The following is a 20,290-nucleotide window of genomic DNA, read 5'->3' as shown; positions in this document are numbered from 1 at the left end:
GATCCGGACACCGGCCGCTCGGGTCGACCCCGGATCAGTCCTCGGCGGGCCCCTCCTTCGCCGCCCCGGCCTCCTCGGGCTCCGGAAGTCCCAGGTGGGCGCGGGCGGCGGACGGTCCGTCGGCGAGCAGGACGGCGAACCCGGCGTCGTCCAGGACCGGCAGGCCGAGCTGAACAGCCTTGTCGTACTTGGACCCTGGATTGTCACCGGCGACCACGAAATCGGTCTTCTTCGAAACCGAACCGGTCACCTTCGCTCCGCGCGAGGTCAGCGCCTCCTTGGCGCCGTCCCGGGTGTGGCCGGCCAGGGTGCCCGTCACCACGACGGTCAGACCCTCCAGCGGGCGCTCCCCCTCCTCCTCGTCCGCGAACTCCTCGGTGAAGCGGACGCCGTCCGCCTCCCAGTTCCCGAGGATCTCCTGGTGCCACCCCTCCGCGTACCACTCCTGGATCGAGCGGGCGATGGTCGGGCCGACCCCCTCGACCGCCGCCAGCTGCTCCTCGCTCGCCTCGAAGATCTTCCTCAGGTCGCGGAACTCCCGGGCCAGCGCCTGCGCGGCGACCGGACCGACGTGCCGGATCGACAGGCCGTTGACGAACCGCCAGAGCGGCCGGTCCTTCGCCGCCGCGAGGTTGTCGATCAGGGCCTGGAGCGACTTCTTCGGCTCACCCTTGGTGGTGGCGAAGAAGAAGACCTCCTTCTCCTTGCCCGTCCGGTCGTCCAGCTTCGGCATGCCGGTCTTCGGGTCCCGGACCAGCACCTTGATCGGCAGCAGCTTCTCCTGCGTCAGCCGGAAGATGTCGGCCTCGTTCCTCACCGGCGCCTCGGCCGGCTCCAGCGGCTGGGTCAGCGCGGTGGCCGCGACGTAGCCGAGGCCCTCCACGTCCAGGCACTGCCGCCCGCCGAGGAAGGCGATCCGCTCCCGGATCTGTGCCGGGCAGCGCTCCGCGTTCGGGCAGCGCAGGTCGATGTCCCCCTCGGCCATCGGGCGCAGCTCACTGCCGCACTCCGGACAGTGCGAGGGCATCACGAAGGCCTGCTCGGTGCCGTCCCGCAGGTCGTAGACCGGACCGAGGATCTCCGGGATGACGTCGCCCGCCTTGCGCAGCACCACGGTGTCGCCCAGCAGCACGTCCTTGGCCTTGACGACCTCCTGGTTGTGCAGTGTCGCGTACTGCACCATCGAGCCGGCCACCTTCACCGGCTCGGCCAGCACCGCGTACGGGGTGGCCCGGCCGGTGCGGCCGATGCCGACCTTGATCTCGGCCAGCTTGCCGGTGACCTCCTCCGGCGGGTACTTCCAGGCGATCGCCCAGCGCGGGGACTTCGAGGTGGCGCCGAGCCGGCCCTGAAGGGCGATCTCGTCCACCTTCACCACGACACCGTCGATCTCGTGCTCGACCGAGTGCCGCTGCTCGCCGAAGTGCTTGATGAAGGCCCGCACCTCGGCGAGCGTCCCCACCACCTTGTTGTGCCGGGCCGTCGGCAGGCCCCAGTCGTGCAGCAACTGGTAGGCGTGCGACTGGTTGTCGATGTCGAAGCCGATCCGGGCGCCGATGCCGTGCACCACCATGTGCAGCGGGCGGGAGGCGGTGACGTGCGGATCCTTCTGGCGCAGCGAACCGGCGGCGGCGTTGCGGGGGTTCATGAACAGCCGGATCATCGCCCGGGGCCGCTTGCCCTCCTTGGCGCGCTCCTCGTTCTCCTGCCGGCGGCGCTCGTTCTCCTCCGCGAAGGAGGCGTTGAGCGCGTCGAAGGCCTCGGTCGGGAAGTAGACCTCGCCGCGGATCTCCACCAGCTCCGGGATGTCGTCGCCCTTGAGCTGGTGCGGGATCTCCTTGATGGTGCGGACGTTGGCGGTGATGTCCTCGCCGACCCGGCCGTCGCCGCGCGTCGCCGCCTGCACCAACTGGCCGTTCTCGTAGGTGAGGTTGACCGCCAGGCCGTCCACCTTGAGCTCGCACAGGTAGTGGTAGTCGATGCCGTGCAGCTCGGTGGCGACCCGCTCGGCCCAGGCCGCCAGCTCGTCGTCGTCCATCGCGTTGTCCAGGCTGAGCAGCCGCTCGCGGTGCTCGACCTCGGCGAACAGCTCGGTGGGGGCGCCGCCGACCCGCTGGGTCGGCGAGTCCGGGGTGATCAGGGCCGGGTGCTCGGCCTCGATCCCCTCCAGCTCGCGCATCAGCGCGTCGAACTCGGCGTCGCTGACGACCGGCGCGTCCTGCTCGTAGTACCGGGCCCGGTGGTCGGTGATCTCCTGCGCCAGCTCGGCGTGCCGCCTGCGCACCTCCGCCGGGACGTCCTCCCAGCCCTCGACAGCCGTCACCGCAAGCCCTCCTACGTTCTCATTCCGGGTTGTCCACCAGGCTCTGTGCCGCCCGCGCCGCGGACGACAGCGCCCTGCGCGCGTACGCCGGGGAGGCCCCGGCCAGCCCGCAGGTCGGTGTCACCAGCACGCGGCGGCCCAGCAGCTCCGGGGCGAACCCGAGCCTGCGCCACAAGGTCCTGACACCCTGGACACTACCGGCAGGGTCGGACACCGCCTGGTCAGTGGCGGGGACGACACCAGCGAGGATCATCGTGCCGCCCTCCACGGCCTCGCCGAGGTCGTCGTCCTGGCGCTCGGTGAGGAGGGAGAAGTCCAGGGAGATCCCGGCGACCCCGGCCCGGCGCAGCAGCGGGACCGGGACGTCCGGCGCGCAGGAGTGCACCACCACGGGCGCGTCGAGGCTCCTGACCACCTCGCGCAGCACCTCCTCGGCAACCTGCCGGTCGACGGCGCGCAGCCGCTGGAAGCCGCTCGCGGTCTTCACCGACCCGGCCAGGACGGCGGGCAACGAGGGCTCGTCGAGCTGGAGGATCAGCTGCGCGCCGGGCACCCGCTTGCGGACGTCCGCGAGGTGGCGGCGCAGGCCCTCGGTGAGCGAGCCGGCGATGTCACGGCAGGCGCCGGGGTCGGAGAGCGCCTTCTCGCCGTGCTTGAGCTCGATGCTCGCCGCCAGCGTCCAGGGGCCGACGGCCTGGACCTTGAGCGCGCCCTGGTAGCCCTGGGTGAACTCCTCCAGCGCGTCCAGGTCCTCGCCGAGCCAGGAGTGGGCCCGCCGGGTGTCCCGGCCGGGGCGGTCGGTGAAGCGCCAGCCGCTCGGCTCGGTCTGCGCGAACAGTTCGACCAGCAGGCCGGCGCCGCGCCCGATCATGTCGGCGCCCGGCCCGCGGGCGGGCAGCTCGGGCAGGAACGGCAGGTGCTCCAGTGCGCCGGTGGAGGTCTTGGCGGCCTCCCGGGCGTCGGTGCCGGGCAGCGAGCCGACGCCGGTGGCGGCGCCGCGCAGGTCGGGGAAGGGGTGTGGGGTGCTCACCCGTCCGAGCCTACTCAGCCGGACGGCCCTGCCGCCGAGCGCGGGGCTCGCTGCAGGGCCGTCGGGGTGGGCGGGATCAGTACGCCTGGTAGCCGAACTCGTCGACGACCAGGTGCAGCGGGGCGCCGCTCGCGTTGTAGAACGAGACCTTGCCGTCCCTCACCGGGACGACCACCTGGTTGGGGATGGTTTCGCCGGGCAGGAAGTTCAGGTTCGATGCGTTGGGCACCGCGTCACCGTGCGGGTACGCGGTGAGGTGGCCCTGGGCGCCCGGCTCGGTGACCGTCACGTTCAGGGTCAACGCGCTGGCGTTCGGATAGTCGCCGACCGGGATGTCCACCGTGCCCCAGGCCGGGACGGTGCCCGCGGGGCGGATGCCCGACTCCCAGTAGGTGTCCTGACGGGTGTCGAGGACCCGGATCGGCCCGGCCGGGCGGTAGGTGACCCTGCCTTCGGTGGCGTAGTAGCCCGCCAGATCGGCGATCAGGTGCACGGTGCCGCCGGAGGCGTTGTGGAACGACACCTTGCCGTCCTTCACCGGCACCGTCACCAGGTTCGGAATCGTCCGCCCGGCAGGCCAGTTCAGGTTGGAGGCGTTCGGCACGTCGTCGCCGTGCGGGTAGACCGTCAGATGACCGTCGGCCTGCGGCTCGGTCACCGTCACGTTCATCGTCACGGCAGTGACACCGGACGCCGGAACGCCCGCGACACCGGCCACCGAAAGGTCGACGGTGCCCCCGGCCGGAACCGGCTGCGCGACCGGCACACCGATCGGCTCACGGGTGTCCAGCAGCCGGGTCGGACCCTGGGCGTGGAACAGCGAGCCCTTGGGGCTGTAGTAGCCCGCCAGATCGGCGATCAGGTGCACGGTGCCGCCGGAGGCGTTGTGGAACGACACCTTGCCGTCCTTCACCGGCACCGTCACCAGGTTCGGAATCGTCCGCCCGGCAGGCCAGTTCAGGTTGGAGGCGTTCGGCACGTCGTCGCCGTGCGGGTAGACCGTCAGATGACCGTCGGCCTGCGGCTCGGTCACCGTCACGTTCATCGTCACGGCAGTGACACCGGACGCCGGAACGCCCGCGACACCGGCCACCGAAAGGTCGACGGTGCCCCCGGCCGGAACCGGCTGCGCGACCGGCACACCGATCGGCTCACGGGTGTCCAGCAGCCGGGTCGGACCGGCCGGGGTGAACGCACTGCCGATGTCGAGCATCTCGATCGCACCGCGGTCACGGAAGCCGCCGCCCGTACCGGTGTTGGGCACGGTCGGGTCGTCCACCGGGGCCCAGCCCCCGCGGTCGGTCGCCAGCATGCCGGGGGCGTTCTCGTCGGCCGAGTCGATCCGGTGGTCGACCGGGGCGTCCGGGCCCTTCGGCACGTAGGTCAGGGCGACGAAGTCGTGCATGCCCTGACCGGTGTTCGCGGCGAGCTGGTCCGGGGTGCCGAAGGCGGCACCGGCCCAGCTGTAGGGCGAGCCGCCGCCGCGCGGGTCGATCAGGTTGTAGTCGACCCTGGTGTCCCTGGTGGCGTCCGCTCCGACGGCGATCCCGGTGGCGCCGGCCGGGTCGGCGCAGGCCGCGTTCTGGTTCTTCGCGGTGTTCACCACGTTGTTCTCGACCACCGCGCCGGTCGAGGTGCCGTCCAGCACGATCCCGGCGAAGCAGGCCGAGTTGACGGTGTTGGCCACCACGACGGTGTTCGGCGCGTCCTTGACCAGGATGCCGGTCATGTTGTCGATGCTGTTGGGCTGGACCACGTTGGTGGTCAGGACGGTCCCGGTGGAACCGCCGTCGACCTGGAGCAGCGGGCCGGGCGCGTAGCTGAACTCGCCGCGGGCCCAGGTGACCTTGTCGGAGGCGTTGGTGATCCGGACGCCGCCACCCGAGGCCGCGATGTTCGTGAACGAGACGTCGTGCCCGCCGTCGACCACGACGGCGGGCCGCCGGTTGCCGCTGAGGTTCAGGTTCTCGAACCTGAGGTGGTCGGCGCCCTTGACCACGATGGCGCTGTCCGGGTAGTTCGGCGCCCCGCCGGTGAGCGAGGCGACGCCGCCCGCCGAGTACTGCTGGGCCTGGCTGCGGAAGGTGATCGGAGCGTCCGCGGTGCCGGAGCGGGTGACGGTCACCGCGGTGTCGATGTAGGCCCCCGCCGCGATCTCGACGGTCTGCCCCGGCTGGACGACCGCTGCGGCGGCCGCGACGTGGCAGAACGGCGCCGACCGGGCACCACTGCCCGTGTCGGTGCAGTTCGCGCCTGCGGCGTTGTTGACGTAGAGCGTGGTGGTGTCGGCGGCCGCGCTGCCCGCACCGACGGCCGGCAGACCGACCGTCCCGAGCAGCGTCGCACCGACGGCGAGAGCCGTACGGAATCTGGACATGGGATCCCCCTGGGCAACTTGAAGCGCTTGTGACGCTTTTCGACCCCCCTGCACCCTGAATTGACCGGCCGGAGGGCGGGGCGGATCCTTCCACAGCCACAGGGGCCTCGCCAACGGCAAATCCGCGGGCCCTCGGACCGCACGCGAACGGCCCCGGTACCGAGCGCGGGGGCTCGGTACCGGGGCCGTCGGGCACGCGGAGGTTGTGTCGAACTGCGGTGCGTGCACGGGAAGTCGGCCCGGCCGACTTCCCGTGCGGCGGCCTACCGCCCCGGGCGGACGGTGATGTCGGTGATCTCCGCGTCGCGGGAGGCGTCGAGGGCGGCGAGGATCGCCCTGGCGACGGACTCGGGCTCGATCCAGCGGCCCGCGTCGTACTCCTTGCCCTCCTGCTGGTGCACCTTGACCTGCATCGCGGTGGCGGTGCGGCCCGGGTAGACGGAGGTGACCCGGACGCCGTTGGCGTGCTCCTCCTGGCGCAGCGAGTCGGCGAGCGCCTTGAGGCCGTGCTTGCTGGCCGCGTACGCGGACCAGTCGGCGTGGGCGTTGAGGCCGGCACCGGAGTTGACGAAGAGCACGTGGCCCTTGACGAGCCGGATCGACGGCAGCAGGAGTCGGGTCAGCTCGGCGGGGGCGACGAGGTTGACGTTGAGCGTCTCCTGCCAGGCCTTGACGGGCAGGTCGCCGACCGGGCCGAGCTCGACCGTGCCCGCGACGTGCAGCAGCGAGTCCAGCTCGACGGGCAGCTGCTGGTGCCCGAAGGCCCAGGAGAGCTTGCCCGGGTCGCCGAGGTCCCCGACGAGGGTGCGGGCACCGGGGAAGCGCTCGCGCAGTTCCGCGGCCCGCCGGGCGTCGCGGGCCAGCAGCCAGAGCTCGTTCCCGCGCTCGGCGAGCTTCTCGGCCAGGACGGCGCCGATGCCGGAGCCGGCGCCGGTGATCAGATGTGCAGCCATGGTGCTGATCTAATCAGGCCTTGAGCTGGGCGAAGACGTCGGCGGGCGTGTCCGCGAAGGTGATCAGCTCGGCAAGGGGGCGGGGCAGGAAGCCCTCGGCGTCCATCCGCTCCATCTGGGTGCGCAGGCCCGAGTAGAAGCCCTCGGTGTCCAGGACGACCACCGGCTTGTCGAACATGCCGTGCTTCTTGAGCTCCAGCACCTCGGTGACCTCGTCCAGGGTGCCCAGCCCGCCGACCAGGACGACGATCGCGTCGGCCCGCGAGGCCAGCTCCGCCTTGCGCTCCGGGAGGTCGGCGGTCCACACCAGCTCGTCGGCGCCGACGTACGCCTTGTGCTTCAGCATCTCGACCATCACGCCGACCAGCTTGCCGCCCGCCGCCTTCACCTCGTCGGCGAGCAGCCCCATCAGCCCGGCGTTAGAGCCACCCCACACCAGGGTGTGCCCGCCCTCCCCCAGGAGCCGGGCAAACTCCGCGGCGGGGACGGAGTAGCGGTCGTCGAGCGAGTACGCGGAGCAGAAGACGCAGATATTCATAGTGTCGTCTGGTCTATCACGCCCCGCAGCCGCACTTCACCGGCATTACCCCGGCGGCCTGCTCACCGAGCAGGCCGCCAGGTCAGAGCAGGATCCGCCCGTCATGGGTGCGGACGGTCGGTGCCGCGTCGTCCCGGAGTGCGTCCAGGACGCGTACGGCGTAGACCTCGGCCATCCGGTCGGAGACCTCGGCCGGAGTGAGCCAGTCGACTTCGGCCGACTCGTCCGAGAGCCGCTCGGTCCCGCCCTCCGGTCGACAGCGGAAGACCAGGGCGACGATTCCGCGGCTCACGTTCTTGTAGACGCCGGTCAGCCGCTCCACGCCGACCTTGATCCCGGTCTCCTCGAAGACCTCCCGACGAACACCGTCCTCGACGGCCTCCGTCAGCTCCAGCACCCCACCCGGCGGCTCCCAAGTCCCGTTGTCGGCCCGGCGGATCGCCAGCACCTGACCGTCCTCACGGACCACCACCCCGGCGACGGACACCGAGTGGAGCGGAGCGGAGCGAAGACATGGGTCCACTTCGCGGTTCCCCCCGGAAGCTCAGATCTCGCCGAACTCGCCGGCCCGGACGGCAGAGACGAACGACGTCCAGGCCTCGGCCGGGAAGACGAGCGCGGGGCCCTGGGGGTCCTTGGAGTCGCGGACCGGCGCCAGGCCGGGGTAGTTCGGAGCCAGCTCGACGCAAGTGCCCCCGTTGTTGCTGTAACTGGACTTGAACCAGGCGGCATCGGACAGGTCCACAGGAAGGATCATGACGTTCCTCTCACACCTTGCGAGCTACGGATCATCTCCAGTGACGCGGCCTTCGGCAGCGCTTCCACCTGGAGCTGATGATAATCCCTCTCCCAGGCCCGGGCAGTCGCGTTGTCGCGCGCGAGGAAGCCGCGCAACTGGCACTCCGAGTACGCCAGGACGGTCCGGCCCGGCATGGTCAGCAGCGTGACGACCATGGTGAACGGCAGCTCCTCCGCGAGGGCGAACGGAGCCACCTGGATCGTGACGTTCGGACGGTTGGCGAGGGCTTCCAGGTGCTCCAACTGCCGGTCCATGACTCCAGGCTCCCCGACGACCCGCCGCAGCGCCCCTTCGTCCAGGACGAAGTGGAGGTGAGGAGCCGTGTGCCGATCGATCAGTCGCTGTCGGGTGTCGAGGAAGTCCAGCCGCTCCAGCGCCTGCTTCTCGGTGATGCTGCCACGCCGAACCGCAGCGGAAGCGAACGCCGCGGCGTAGTCCGGGGTTTGGAGAAGTCCGGGCACGATGCCCAGTTCGAAGTGGCGGATCTCGATGGCCCGGGTCTCGTGGAGCGCGTACTCGGGGAACCCCTCCAGCAGGGAAGCGCGGGAGTACAACCGCCACAACTCCTGGAAGGTGCCGCCGGTTTCGAACACCTCGTCGGCCCTCACCGCGAACTTAAGAGTGACAGGCTTCTTCGCTCGTTCGATGTACGAGACCAGGCCGTGCGAGTAGCCCATCAGCCGGCCCAGGTGCGCCTGGGACCAGCCTCTCGCCCGCCGCAACCTGCGAAGTTCATTTCCGAAGCGAATCGCCGGAGATGACGACACGTCGCACTCAGTCGACTCCATGGCCGCCCCCTCTTGTAACGCGGCAGAACAGTGAAGGTTGAGACGTAGAGATCGTAGGCGAAGACGGGCCACCATGGCTACACCAGGTGATGCGCCGACTGCGCCGTGCAACATTCAAGGGTCCGTCATGCCTTCCTGCTCGGGCCCAGCCGCTCGGCGCCGAGATGCAGTTACCACCCATCAGCCGTCCGACGCCGGGTCGGTCGCTAAGGAGAAGCACTGATGACCCTCCTCTCGAACGTTGTGAGAGGCGACGCCTCTCCCCTCCAGGACCTGGGCCACAGTGCCCTCCCGCGCTCCGGGCCTGCGACCATCTGCCTGCCCTACCAACCGGAATCGGTGGGGGCTGCGCGACGGTTCGTGGTGGCCAAGCTGCGGGAGTGGGGGCTGGACGACCTCGTGGACGACGCCTCGCTGATCGTCAGTGAACTGGCCACCAACGCGGTCAGGACCGGGTGCCAGACGCGCATGGTCGTGGCCGCGCGACGCCCGAGTGACCGCCTCGTCCGCATCCTCGTCGGGGACGGCTCGCGGGCGATGCCGGTCGTGATCCAGGCTGGGCCCGATGCGACGTCGGGGCGCGGCTTGGCAATGGTTCACCGCCTCACCCGTGGCCGTTGGGGTGTCACGCCCCTCCCCTTCGGCAAGGTCGTTCACGCCGACCTCGCCGTTCCCCACTGACCCCCCGCCCGCGCCGCCGGGCCGGCAGCGCGGGCGGGACCATCAACCCACTCCCCCCCACTCAAACAAAGGAGCACCGCCATGCCCTGGCCCGAGCCGAAGCCTCCCCCGCCGCCCAAACCTCCGCGCACGCCCAGGCCGCCGGACCGGTAGCCGCAAGCCGACAACCACCGAGGAGCACCCATGGGTTGGGGAACCGACAAGCCCAGCGACGGCAAGCACGGCGGCAAGAAGGACCCGGGCACCAGCAAGCCCTCCCCCGACAGCGCCCGCCCGGCACCCGAGCCGAAGCACCAGAAGAAGGACGAGACCAGCAAGTGACGGACCCCGTGCATCGACCGGAGCAGGCCGCCGTTCGCGGCCTGCTCCGGGCCGTCGACGAATCCCTCGACGGCCCGGCCCCCCGCGAGTGGCAGGCGGCCATCACCGCCGTCCCCCGCCACCGTTTCCTCCCCCACGGCATCTGGCTGCAGAACGTCCAGGGCGATTACGAGCTCTGCGACCTCTCCGCCGACCACGACCGCTGGTTCGAGGCGGCCTACGCCGACGTCCCGATCGTCACCCAGGTCAACGACGGCCACCCGCCGCCCGACCCCACCGATGCCTGGCCGTCCTCCTCCGCCTCGGCGCCGTCCATCGTCGTCCGCATGCTCCGCGACCTCGACGTCCGCCCCGGCATGAACGTCCTGGAGATCGGCACCGGCACCGGCTGGAACGCGGCGCTCCTGGCCCACCGCCTCGGCGCCGGCCACGTGACCTCCGTCGAGATCGATCCCGCCGTCGCCCGCAAGGCGTGGGCCTCCCTGAACACGGCGGGCCTCAACGTCGAAGTGATCTGCGGGGACGGCGTCGACGGCTGGGCCCTCCGACAGCCGTACGACCGGATCGTCTCCACCTGCTCGGTCCGCCGCGTGCCGTGGGCATGGGTCGAACAGACCCGACCAGGAGGCGTCATCCTCACGCCCTGGGACAACCCCATGCTCTGCTGGGGCCTGCTCAAGCTCACCGTCGAACCCGGCCGGGCCCACGGCCGGTTCAGCCCGCACTCCGCCTTCATGCTCATGCGCGGCCAGCGGCAGGACCTGCGGATCTTCCGCGACGTGGTCCGTGACGAGCACGTTCCGGACGAGTCCGAGACAGTCCTGTCACCGCACGACGTCACCGGCGACCAGTGGGAGGCCAGGTTCGCCCTCGGCCTGCACCTCGGCGACGTCTGGACCGCGTGGGACGACGAACGACTCTGGGTCGCGACCACCGACACCCGCTCCTGGGCGGCCGTCGACGCGGACGGCGATCACCCCACCGTGTGGCAGTACGGCCCCCGCCGCCTCTGGGACGAGGTCGAGGCGGCCCACCGCTGGTGGGAGGAGCACGGCTGCCCCGGCCCCGAGCGGTTCGGGCTCACGGTCACCGAGGAAGCGCAGTGGGCCTGGCTGGACCGGCCCTCCCAGCCCCTCCCGCTCAGGCGGTGACGGCCGGGCGTTCCGTCGTCGCGATGGTCGCCGATCCGACGACGCGGGTGCCGTCGTACAGCACCACGGCCTGGCCGGGGGCGATTCCCCGCACCGGGGTGTCCAGCTGCACCCGCAGCTCGCCGTCGGCCACCGAGGCGCTCACCGGCACCTCCTCGCCGTGGGCCCGCAGCTGGGCGGTGTAGCGGCCGTCGGCCAGCGGCTCGGTGCCGCACCAGCGGGGGCGGATGGCGGTCAGCCCCGTGACGTCGAGGCCCTCGACCGGGCCGACCGTCACGGTGTTGTTCACCGGGGAGATGTCCAGCACGTAGCGGGGCTTGCCGTCGGCCGCCGGGCGGCCGATCCGCAGGCCCTTGCGCTGGCCGATGGTGAAGCCGTACGCGCCGTCGTGCTCGCCGAGCTTGGTGCCGTCGACGTCGAGGATGTCGCCGGTCGCGGTGCCGAGGTGCTTGGCCAGGAAGCCCTGGGTGTCGCCGTCGGCGATGAAGCAGATGTCGTGGCTGTCGGGCTTCTTGGCGACGGCCAGGCCACGGCGCTCGGCCTCCGCCCGGATCTCCTCCTTGGTGGTGTCACCGAGCGGGAAGAGCGAGTGGGCGAGCTGGTCGGCGTCGAGCACGCCCAGCACGTACGACTGGTCCTTGGCGGCGTCGACGGCACGGTGCAGCTCGCGCGAGCCGTCGGGCAGGTCGACGATGCGGGCGTAGTGGCCGGTGCAGACGGCGTCGAAGCCCAGCGCGACCGCCTTGTCCAGCAGCGCCGCGAACTTGATCTTCTCGTTGCAGCGCAGGCACGGGTTGGGCGTGCGCCCGGCCGCGTACTCGGCGACGAAGTCGTCGATCACGTCCTCGCGGAAGCGCTCGGCGAGGTCCCAGACGTAGAAGGGGATGCCGATCACGTCGGCCGCCCGCCAGGCGTCCCGGGAGTCCTCGATGGTGCAGCAGCCGCGCGCGCCCGTCCGGAAGGACTGCGGGTTGGCGGAGAGCGCCAGGTGGACGCCCGTCACCTCGTGCCCCGCTTCGACGGCGCGGGCGGCGGCGACGGCGGAGTCGACTCCGCCGGACATCGCCGCGAGCACGCGCAGACGGCCGGTGGACGGAGTGGTCGGGGCACCCGGGAAGTCAGTCATGATGGCAACAAGGGTACGGGGTGGCCCGCCTGTTCCCGGAAGCCGAGATCAGCGCCGTACCGACGCCAGCCCGGCGTTGCGCGCCCGCTGCACCGCCGGCCCGATGGCCTCCGCCAGCGCCGTGACGTCCTCGCGCACCGAGGTGTGCCCGAGCGAGAACCGCAGCGAGGCCCGGGCCAGCAGCGGGTCGACGCCCATCGCGAGCAGCACGTGGCTGGGCTGCGGCACCCCGGCCGAGCAGGCGGAGCCCGTCGAGCACTCGATGCCCTGGGCGTCCAGCAGCATCAACAGCGCGTCGCCCTCGCAGCCGGGGAAGGAGAAGTGCGCGTTGGCGGGCAGCCGGCCCTCCGGCGAGGGGTCGCCGTTGTACACCGCGTCCGGCACGGCGGCCAGAACGGCGGCCACCAGCTCGTCCCGCAGCGCGCCCAGCGTGACGGCGTGCTCGGCCCGGTGTTCCACCGCCCAGGCCGCGGCGGCAGCGAAGCCGGCCGCGCCGGGGGCGTCCAGGGTGCCGGAGCGCACGTCGCGCTCCTGGCCGCCGCCGTGCAGCAGCGGTACGGGCGAGGCGCCCCGGGAGAGCAGCAGCGCGCCGATGCCGAACGGGCCGCCGATCTTGTGCCCGGTGACGGTGAGCGCGGTGAGCCCCGACTCGGCGAAGGAGACCGGGACCTGACCGAGCGCCTGCACCGCGTCGGCGTGCACCGGGATGCCGTACTCGGCCGCCACCGCGGTCAGTTCGCGCACCGGCTGGACGGTGCCGACCTCGTTGTTGGCCCACATCACGGTGACCAGCGCCACGGTGGCCGGATCGCGTTCGATCGCCTCGCGCAGCGCCTCCGGGTGCACCCGGCCCAGCGGGTCCACCGGCAGGTACTCGACGTCGGCGCCCTCGTGTTCGGAGAGCCAGTGCACCGCGTCCAGCACCGCGTGGTGCTCGACCGGGCTGCACAGCACCCGGGTCCGGGCCGGGTCGGCGTCCCGGCGGGCCCAGTACAGGCCCTTGACCGCCAGGTTGTCGGACTCGGTGCCGCCGCCGGTGAGCACGATCTCGCTGGGGCGGGCGCCCAGGGACTCGGCCAGCGACTCCCGGGACTCCTCGACCACCCGGCGGGCCCGGCGGCCGGCCGCGTGCAGGGCCGAGGCGTTGCCGACCACCCCCAGGTGCGCCGTCATCGCGGCGATCGCCTCGGGCAGCATCGGCGTGGTCGCCGCATGGTCCAGGTATGGCATAACCCTCCGATTGTAGAGTGCGGCACCGTACGGGGTTCCGGGCCGGGGCACCGATCCAGCCACGCACCGCCCGCACCGGCTCGGACGCACAGCGGACGCGCACGGCGGACGCGCACGGCGGACGCGCACGGCGAGCGCACCGCAGCCGGACGGCTCCGTCCGGCACTGGTTTGCACCACTCAGCCTCCCAGCGGTTAGCCTGACGCCACCAGTCAGCCGGATCCACGGGAAACGCCATGTCGCAGTCGGTCGACCGCGCGCTGACCCTGCTCGACGCACTCGGCGACGCGCCGCTCTCGCTGGAGCAGGCCGCCAGCAGCCTCGGGGTGCACAAGTCCACCGCCCTGCGACTGCTGCGCACCCTGGAGGAGCACGGCTTCGCCCGCCGCCAGCCGGACCTGCGCTACCGGATCGGCGGCCGGGTGCTCTCGCTGGCCCACCGCGCGCTGGAGGACTTCGACGTCCGGCAGGTCGCCGCGCCGTACCTGGCCTCGCTCAACGCCCGTTGCGGCTACACCGTCCGGCTCGCCGTGCTGGACGACGGCGAGGTGCTCTACCTGGACGAGGTGGCCGGGCTGCCGGGGGCCGAGCCGTCCCGGATCGGGCGCCGGGCCCCGGTCGACGGGACGGCGGTCGGCCGGGTGCTGCTCGCCGGACTGTCCGCGGCCGGCGCCCGCGAGGAGCCCGAGCTGGCTGCCGTGCGCCGCCGGGGCTGGGCCGCCGAGTCCTACGAGCACCGGGCGGCGGTGACCTGCGTGGCGGCGCCGGTCGCGGGCGGCGGCGGGCGGACGGTCGCGGCCTGCGCACTGAGCGCCCCGGCGAGCGAGGTGCCGCCGACCGAACTGGCCCGGATGGTGCCGGAACTGCTCTGCACCGCCGAGGCGATCTCGCTCGCGTACGGCGGCTCGCCTACTCCTCGCTGGTGCGAGAACCGTTGCGGTGCCAGGCCCGCGGGGCACGCCAGCCGTACTTCAGCGCGAGCATCCGCAGCCCGAAGGCGGTGAGTGCGGCGGCGGTGCCGGTCACGCCGGTGAGCCGGTCGGCGACGATCAGCAGCGCGACCACGGTGGCGCCGACCAGGGCCGGGACGGCGTAGATCTCCCGGTCCCAGCGCAGCAGCGAGGGGATCTCGCCGGCCAGCACGTCGCGGATCACGCCGCCGCCGGCCGCGGTCACCATGCCGAGCGCGATCGCCGCCACCGAGCCGAGCCCGTAGTCGTGCGCCTTGGCGGTGCCGGTGACGCAGAACAGCCCGAGCCCGAGCGCGTCCAGGGTCTGCACCGCCCGGTTGATCCGCTCGACCTCCGGGTGCAGGAAGAACACCACCAGCGCGGCGGCCAGCGGGGTCATGAAGTAGCCGAGGTTGGTGAACGCGGCGACCGGGGTCGCGCCGATCACCAGGTCGCGCATCACCCCGCCGCCCAGGGCGGTGACCTCCGCCAGCACACAGATTCCGAAGATGTCCATGTTCTTGCGGACGGCGAGCAGACCCCCGGAGAGGGCGAAGACGAATATGCCGACGAGGTCCAGCGACTGCTGCACGTCGGACGGGAAGAGCTGGGATGTCACCGTCCATGTGTACCCGATGTGCCCGGGTACTCCGGCGGACGATCACGGTTCGGATACGAACGCCCACTGGGAGCACCGGCGGATCCGCTCCCCGCAGCCGCCCGGGCCCGCACGAGGCGGAGCCGGGCGCACGGACGACGAAGAGGCCGCCCGCCCCGGGAACCCGGGTGGGTGGCCTCTTTCGTACGGGTCCGGTCGTTCCCCTCGCGGAGCTCGGGACCGTGCTAGTCGTTCCCCTCGCGGAGCTCGGGACCGTGCTAGTCGTTCCCCTCGCGGAGCTCAGGACCGTGCTAGTCGTTCCCCTCGCGAAGCTCGGGGAAGTGACAAGCCACCTGGTGCCCGGTCTTGAGCGCCATCAGCGGCGGCTCCTGGCTCGCGCACACGTCCTGCGCCTTCCAGCACCGGGTGCGGAAGCGGCAGCCGCTGGGCGGGTTGATCGGCGAGGGGACGTCGCCCTTGAGCAGGATGCGCTCGCGGCCCGCGCTCTGGCGGCGGCGCGGGTCGGGGACGGGCACCGCGGACATCAGCGCGTTGGTGTACGGGTGCATCGGGCTGCTGTAGAGCGAGTCCCGGTCGGCGATCTCCACGATCTTGCCGAGGTACATCACCGCGACCCGGTCCGAGACGTGCCGGACCACCGAGAGGTCGTGCGCGATGATCAGGTAGGTCAGTCCGAGTTCCTGCTGGAGGTCGTCCAGCAGGTTGACCACCTGTGCCTGGATCGAGACGTCCAGCGCGGAGACCGGCTCGTCCGCGACGATCATCTTCGGCTTCAGCGCGAGCGCCCGGGCGATGCCGATGCGCTGGCGCTGCCCGCCGGAGAACTCGTGCGGGTAGCGGTTGTAGTGCTCGGGGCTGAGCCCGCACAGTTCCAGCAGTTCCTGGACGGCCTTCTTGAGCCCGCCCTCCGGCACCGCGTTCTGGAGCCTGAACGGCGCACCGACGATGGTGCCGACGGTGTGCCGGGGGTTCAGCGAGGAGTACGGGTCCTGGAAGATCATCTGGATGTCGCGGCGCAGCGGCCGCATCGCCCCGACGCCCAGGTGGGTGATGTCGGTGCCCTCGAACTCGATGGTCCCACCGGTCGGTTCGTCGAGCCGGGTGACCAGTCGGCCCATGGTCGACTTGCCGCAGCCGGACTCGCCCACGACGCCCAGCGTCTCGCCGGCGTTGACCGTGAAGTCGATGCCGTCCACGGCCCGCACCGCGCCGGTCTGGCGCCGCAGCAGCCCGCTGCGGATCGGGAAGTGCCGGGTCAGGCCGGCCACCTTCAGCAGCGGCTCGCGGTCGGAGGCGGGTGCCGGCGACGGGATCCGGGCCGCCTGAGTGTCCGTCATCGGTTCTCTCCAGAAAGGTGGTACGAGGCCGGGCTCACAGCCGGGGCGCGATCTCTTCGGCGAAGATGCGGTGCCGCTCGCCGGCCGCCAGGTGGCAGGCCGCGAAGTGCCCGGGCGCGGCCTCGGCCAGCGCCGGGAGCTCGCTCGTGGAGCGCCCGCCGGTCAGGGCGGCGTACGGGCAGCGCGGGTGGAAGGCGCAGCCCGTCGGCACGTTGATCAGGCTGGGCGGGGTGCCCTTGACCGGGACGAGCCGGTCCTGGAGCTCCCGGTCCAGTCGCGGCATCGAGCCCAACAGACCCCAGGTGTAGGGGTGTTCGGGCGCGTCGAAGAGGGTCTCGGCCGGGCCGCGCTCGACGCACTTGCCGCCGTACATGACCAGGATGTCGTCGGCCAGCTCGGCGACCACCCCGAGGTCGTGGGTGATGATGATGACGGCGGAGCCGAACTCCTCCTGGAGGTCGCGGATGAGGTCCAGGATCTGCGCCTGGACGGTGACGTCCAGGGCAGTGGTGGGCTCGTCGGCGATCAGCAGCGAGGGGTCGTTGACCAGCGCCATGGCGATCATCGCGCGCTGGCGCATGCCGCCGGAGAACTGGTGCGGGTAGTCGTCCACCCGGCGGTCGGGCTGCGGGATGCCGACCCGGTCGAGCATCTCGACGGCGCGGGCCCGGGCCTGCTTCTTGGAGGCCTGGGGGTGGTGCACCCGGTAGGCCTCGACGATCTGCTGCCCCACCGTGTAGTAGGGGTGCATCGCGGTCAGCGGGTCCTGGAAGATCATCGCCATGTCCCGGCCGCGCAGTTGGCGCACCCGGTCCGGGCCGGCCGCGATCAGGTCCTCGCCGTTCAGCCGGATCTCGCCGCTGATCCGGGCCCGCTTGGAGCGGTGCAGGCCCATGATGCCCAGCGAGGTGACGGACTTGCCGGAGCCGGACTCGCCGACGATGCCGAGGGTGCGTCCCTTGTGCAGGTCGAAGCTGACCCCGTCCACCGAGCGGACCAGGCCGTCGTCGGTGTCGAAGTGGATCCGCAGGTCGCGGACCGAGAGGAAGGGGTCACCGGACGGGGTCTGCGCGGCGTCCGCCGGGGTCTTCTGGAGGTCGGTCACGAGAGCCTCACCCGGGGATCGACGAGGGCGTACAGGAGGTCGACCACGAGGTTGCAGGCGACGATGAAGAAGGCAGCGAGCAGGGTGACGCCGAGGATCTTGGGCAGGTCGTTGTCGGAGATCGCCTGGACGGCGAACTGGCCGACGCCCTGGAGCGAGAAGACCTGCTCGGTGATCAGCGCACCGCCGAGCAGCAGCCCGAGGTCCATGCCGAAGATCGTGACGATCGGGGTGAGCGCGGCGCGCAGCCCGTGCCGGGTGACGACCTTGCTCTCGGCCAGGCCCTTGGCCCGGGCGGTGCGGATGTAGTCCTCGCTCATGGTCTCCAGCATTCCGGCGCGGGTGAGCCGGGCGTAGAGCGCGGAGTAGAGGAAGGCCAGCGAGATCCAGGGCAGGATCAGGTTGCGGGCCCACATCAGCGGGTCGTCGGTGAAGTCGACGTAGTGCAGGTTGTCCAGGATCGGCCACTCGTAGCTGAACAGCGTGAGCAGCAGCGCGCCGGTGAAGAAGACCGGCAGCGAGACGCCGGCGAGGGCGACGCCCATGGAGAGCCGGTCGAAGATCGACCGCGGCTTGAGGGCGGAGACGACGCCGGTGGCGACGCCGGAGACCAGCCAGAGCACGGCCGCGCCGGCGGCCAGCGAGATGGTGACCGGGATCCGCTTGGACAGCTCGGGCCAGACCTCCAGGTGGTTCTTGAAGGAGTAGCCGAAGCAGGGGACGTGGCAGGTGGCCGGTTCCGGCCCGAACTTGTACTCGGCGCCGCTGACCAGCCCCTTGAGGAAGTTCCAGTACTGGGAGTACAGCGGCTGGTCGAGGCCGAGGTTCTGCTTGACCGCGGCGATCGCCTCGGGTGAGGGGTTCTTCCCGATGTACTGGGCGGCCAGTTGGTCGGCCGTCTCGCCGGCGAGTCGCGGGAGCAGGAAGAAGATCGCGAAGGTGACCGCGCTGACGACCAGCAGCAGAATCACCGCCGCGAAGATCCTGCGGATGATGTAGGCAAACACAGTTGGGCGGCTCCGGCGGCCCGCCGCCGTCCGGGGTCTTCCGGACGGCGGCGGGCGCCGCTGCCTTCACCTGCCTTCAGGGATGCGGAGCCAGGCTCTTACTTGGTGGCGCCGATGTTCAGGTAGTCGTACTCACCGGAGAACGCCGGGGTGGAGACCATGTTGGTGGCGTTGTCCGGGCGGTACAGGAAGACCTTGAAGTAGGTCAGCGGGACGATGACCGCCTGCTCCATGACCTTCTTGTCGATGTCGGCGTAGGTCTTCTCGCGGGCCGACTTGTCCGGGTTGACGGCGGCGTCGTCGAGCAGCTTGTTGACCGCCGGGTCGTTCAGCTGGGAGAGGTTGCTGTTGCCGGAGGCCTTGATCGCGCGGCCGTCGACGATCTGCTGCAGGAAGCCGTAGCCGGTCGGCCAGTCCGCGCCCCACTGCATCATCATCAGACCGATGTTGTGGTCCTGGGTGAACTGCGGGGCACCGGCGCTGTCGGTCAGGTACTTGCCCTGCGGGTACTGCTGGATCTCGGCGTTGATGCCGACCTTCTTCAGCGCGGCCTGGATCGAGGTGGCGGCGGCGACCTCGGTGGCGCGCTCGGTGCGGGCGGAGAGCACGGTGTTGATGCTGTCCTTGCCGCAGGCCTTCAGGGCGTCCTTGGCCTTGGCCTCGTCACCCTTGTTGTCCTTGGTCTCGAACAGGTTGAAGTCCTGGTGGCCCGGGATGTCCGGCGGGAGCACCGTGTTGGCGATCTGGCCGCGGATCGGGCCGCCCTCGGCGGTCTGCACCGAGACCTTGTCGATCGCGAACTGGACGGCCTTGCGGCACTCGATGTTGTCGAACGGCGCGACCTTGCTGTTGATCGCCAGGTAGACCAGGCGGCCGCCGTAGGCGTTGTCGGTGCTGGCCTTGAGCTTCGGGTTCTGCAGGATCTGCGCCTGGGTCTGCGGGTCGACGCCGCCGCCCACCAGGTCGACCTGGGCGTTGCCGGCCAGCAGGTCCTTGTCGATCGTGGCCTGGTCGATGTTCATCTTCAGCACGATCTTCTCCGGCAGCTGCTTCCGGATCGGGTCGGTGCTGGCGTCCCAGTTGGTGTTCGGCACCAGGACGGCCTGCTTGCCGTCCTCGTAGGACTCGAACTTGAAGGAGCCCGAGGACACGATGTGCTTCACGTAGTCGGCACCCGTGTCCTTGGCCTGCGGGACCGGCGCGGTCTGCGGGGCGCTGACCAGGTAGTCGAAGTCCGCGAACGGGTGCTTCAGGTGGAAGACGATCGTGGTGTCGTCCGGCGTCTCGATCGAGTTCAGGCCGCCGGCCTTGTCCTTGTACGGACCCGCGTACGGCGTGTCGTTGTCGACCAGCAGGTCGTGGAAGTAGGTCGGGCCGTTGGAGTTCACGTCCGGCGCGAAGTTGGAGCGCTCGACGGCGTACTTGACGTCCTTCGAGGTGATCGGGGTGCCGTCGTCGTACTTCAGGCCCTTGCGCAGCTTGTACGTCCAGGCGAGGCCGTCCGCGCTGGGCTGGCCCATCGACTCGGCGAGGTCCGGGACGAGCTTGTTGCCCTCCTCGCCGGCGGCCGGGTTGAAGGTGGTCAGCGGACGGCCGTACAGGCGCGAGAAGTTGTAGATGTACGCGTAGTACGTGTTGCCCGGGTCGAGCGAGTCCGGGGTGCCCTTCATCTCGAAGGTCACCGTCCCGCCCTTCTTGTCCGAGGCGTTGACGATGCCCTTGGTGGCCGCGTTGGCGCCGGAGCTGCCACCGGCGGAGCCGGAGGCCGAGGAGGAGGAGTCACCGCTCTTCGACGAGCTGGTGCAGCCGGTCACGACCAGGACCACGGCGGCGGCCGCCGCGGTCAGGGCGACGGTACGGGACCTACGCATGGGAGAGATCAACCCCTTGGGGATGTGGAGGCGGTGAGAGGGTCCTGACGTGGTGTCAGTCGAGCACGAACAGGCGAGGACACC

General features: G+C 71.1%; 19 protein-coding genes. 4 read left to right on the top strand and 15 right to left on the bottom strand.

Features of this window, described 5'->3' with window-relative positions; genetic code table 11:
* Positions 1-34 precede the first annotated feature (34 nt).
* From ligA to AB0O11_RS07600, 8 genes are all read right to left on the bottom strand, one after another.
* A complete protein-coding gene (gene ligA, locus AB0O11_RS07635; RefSeq protein WP_363382907.1) occupies positions 35-2,323 on the bottom strand; it encodes an NAD-dependent DNA ligase LigA in 2,289 nt (762 codons plus the stop codon).
* Positions 2,324-2,342: 19 nt separating this feature from the next.
* Positions 2,343-3,353 carry a methionine synthase gene (locus tag AB0O11_RS07630; RefSeq protein ID WP_363382905.1) on the bottom strand — a complete coding sequence of 337 codons (1,011 nt, stop codon included), beginning with the start codon at positions 3,351-3,353 and terminating at the stop codon, positions 2,343-2,345.
* Positions 3,354-3,429: 76 nt separating this feature from the next.
* On the bottom strand, positions 3,430-5,730 hold the full coding sequence (locus AB0O11_RS07625) for a right-handed parallel beta-helix repeat-containing protein (protein ID WP_363382902.1): 2,301 nt from the start codon (positions 5,728-5,730) through the stop codon (positions 3,430-3,432).
* A 263-nt stretch (positions 5,731-5,993) separates the two neighbouring features.
* Positions 5,994-6,683, bottom strand: coding sequence for an SDR family oxidoreductase (locus AB0O11_RS07620; RefSeq protein WP_363382900.1), 690 nt, complete (start codon positions 6,681-6,683; stop codon positions 5,994-5,996).
* A gap of 13 nt (positions 6,684-6,696) precedes the next feature.
* Complete coding sequence (locus AB0O11_RS07615) at positions 6,697-7,221, bottom strand: TIGR00730 family Rossman fold protein (RefSeq protein ID WP_363382897.1); 525 nt, start codon at positions 7,219-7,221, stop codon at positions 6,697-6,699.
* Positions 7,222-7,303: 82 nt separating this feature from the next.
* Positions 7,304-7,708 (bottom strand): NUDIX domain-containing protein, encoded by a 405-nt coding sequence (locus AB0O11_RS07610; protein WP_363382894.1) that lies wholly within the window; start codon positions 7,706-7,708, stop codon positions 7,304-7,306.
* Positions 7,709-7,765: 57 nt separating this feature from the next.
* Positions 7,766-7,978, bottom strand: a complete 213-nt coding sequence (locus tag AB0O11_RS07605) for a DUF397 domain-containing protein (RefSeq protein ID WP_363382892.1) — start codon at positions 7,976-7,978, stop codon at positions 7,766-7,768.
* A complete protein-coding gene (locus tag AB0O11_RS07600) occupies positions 7,975-8,808 on the bottom strand; it encodes a helix-turn-helix transcriptional regulator (RefSeq protein ID WP_363382889.1) in 834 nt (277 codons plus the stop codon). The genes AB0O11_RS07605 and AB0O11_RS07600 overlap by 4 nt, the downstream gene beginning before the upstream one ends.
* Before the next feature lie 222 nt (positions 8,809-9,030).
* Here AB0O11_RS07600 and AB0O11_RS07595 point away from each other — a divergent pair, with 222 nt between their 5' ends.
* From AB0O11_RS07595 to AB0O11_RS07585, 3 genes are all read left to right on the top strand, one after another.
* The gene (locus AB0O11_RS07595; protein ID WP_363382886.1) at positions 9,031-9,489 is read left to right on the top strand and encodes an ATP-binding protein; all 459 of its coding nucleotides are present in this window, start codon (positions 9,031-9,033) and stop codon (positions 9,487-9,489) included.
* 183 nt (positions 9,490-9,672) lie between these two features.
* Positions 9,673-9,810, top strand: a complete 138-nt coding sequence (locus AB0O11_RS07590) for a hypothetical protein (RefSeq protein WP_363382883.1) — start codon at positions 9,673-9,675, stop codon at positions 9,808-9,810.
* Positions 9,807-10,961 (top strand): methyltransferase domain-containing protein, encoded by a 1,155-nt coding sequence (locus AB0O11_RS07585; RefSeq protein WP_363382881.1) that lies wholly within the window; start codon positions 9,807-9,809, stop codon positions 10,959-10,961. The genes AB0O11_RS07590 and AB0O11_RS07585 overlap by 4 nt, the downstream gene beginning before the upstream one ends.
* Here the strand turns inward: AB0O11_RS07585 and mnmA are convergent.
* Positions 10,951-12,087, bottom strand: a complete 1,137-nt coding sequence (mnmA, locus tag AB0O11_RS07580; RefSeq protein ID WP_363382878.1) for a tRNA 2-thiouridine(34) synthase MnmA — start codon at positions 12,085-12,087, stop codon at positions 10,951-10,953. The genes AB0O11_RS07585 and mnmA overlap by 11 nt on opposite strands.
* A 48-nt stretch (positions 12,088-12,135) precedes the next feature.
* Positions 12,136-13,317 carry a cysteine desulfurase family protein gene (locus AB0O11_RS07575; protein WP_363382875.1) on the bottom strand — a complete coding sequence of 394 codons (1,182 nt, stop codon included), beginning with the start codon at positions 13,315-13,317 and terminating at the stop codon, positions 12,136-12,138.
* A 236-nt stretch (positions 13,318-13,553) separates the two neighbouring features.
* On the opposite strand from AB0O11_RS07575, the gene AB0O11_RS07570 reads away from it, so the two are divergent.
* The gene (locus tag AB0O11_RS07570) at positions 13,554-14,321 is read left to right on the top strand and encodes an IclR family transcriptional regulator (protein WP_363382873.1); all 768 of its coding nucleotides are present in this window, start codon (positions 13,554-13,556) and stop codon (positions 14,319-14,321) included.
* On the opposite strand, the gene AB0O11_RS07565 is transcribed toward AB0O11_RS07570, so the two are convergent.
* The 5 genes from AB0O11_RS07565 to AB0O11_RS07545 all read right to left on the bottom strand — a co-directional run bounded on the left by AB0O11_RS07565 (position 14,227) and on the right by AB0O11_RS07545 (position 20,206).
* The gene (locus AB0O11_RS07565; protein WP_363382870.1) at positions 14,227-14,886 is read right to left on the bottom strand and encodes a trimeric intracellular cation channel family protein; all 660 of its coding nucleotides are present in this window, start codon (positions 14,884-14,886) and stop codon (positions 14,227-14,229) included. The genes AB0O11_RS07570 and AB0O11_RS07565 overlap by 95 nt on opposite strands.
* Before the next feature lie 290 nt (positions 14,887-15,176).
* Positions 15,177-16,223 carry a dipeptide ABC transporter ATP-binding protein gene (locus AB0O11_RS07560; protein WP_363382867.1) on the bottom strand — a complete coding sequence of 349 codons (1,047 nt, stop codon included), beginning with the start codon at positions 16,221-16,223 and terminating at the stop codon, positions 15,177-15,179.
* Positions 16,224-16,257: 34 nt separating this feature from the next.
* Positions 16,258-17,328: an ABC transporter ATP-binding protein gene (locus AB0O11_RS07555; protein ID WP_363382865.1), complete on the bottom strand. Its 1,071-nt coding sequence runs from the start codon at positions 17,326-17,328 to the stop codon at positions 16,258-16,260.
* Positions 17,325-18,335, bottom strand: a complete 1,011-nt coding sequence (locus AB0O11_RS07550) for an ABC transporter permease (protein ID WP_363382862.1) — start codon at positions 18,333-18,335, stop codon at positions 17,325-17,327. The genes AB0O11_RS07555 and AB0O11_RS07550 overlap by 4 nt, the downstream gene beginning before the upstream one ends.
* A gap of 98 nt (positions 18,336-18,433) precedes the next feature.
* Positions 18,434-20,206 carry an ABC transporter substrate-binding protein gene (locus AB0O11_RS07545; RefSeq protein ID WP_363382860.1) on the bottom strand — a complete coding sequence of 591 codons (1,773 nt, stop codon included), beginning with the start codon at positions 20,204-20,206 and terminating at the stop codon, positions 18,434-18,436.
* Between the last annotated feature and the right edge of the window lie 84 nt (positions 20,207-20,290).

The organism is Kitasatospora sp. NPDC093102 (genome assembly GCF_040683915.1).
In the GTDB taxonomy this organism is placed as follows: domain Bacteria; phylum Actinomycetota; class Actinomycetes; order Streptomycetales; family Streptomycetaceae; genus Kitasatospora.
The sequence above is the reverse complement of the archived record's forward strand: the minus strand, read 5'-3'. Positions and strand labels throughout refer to the sequence as shown.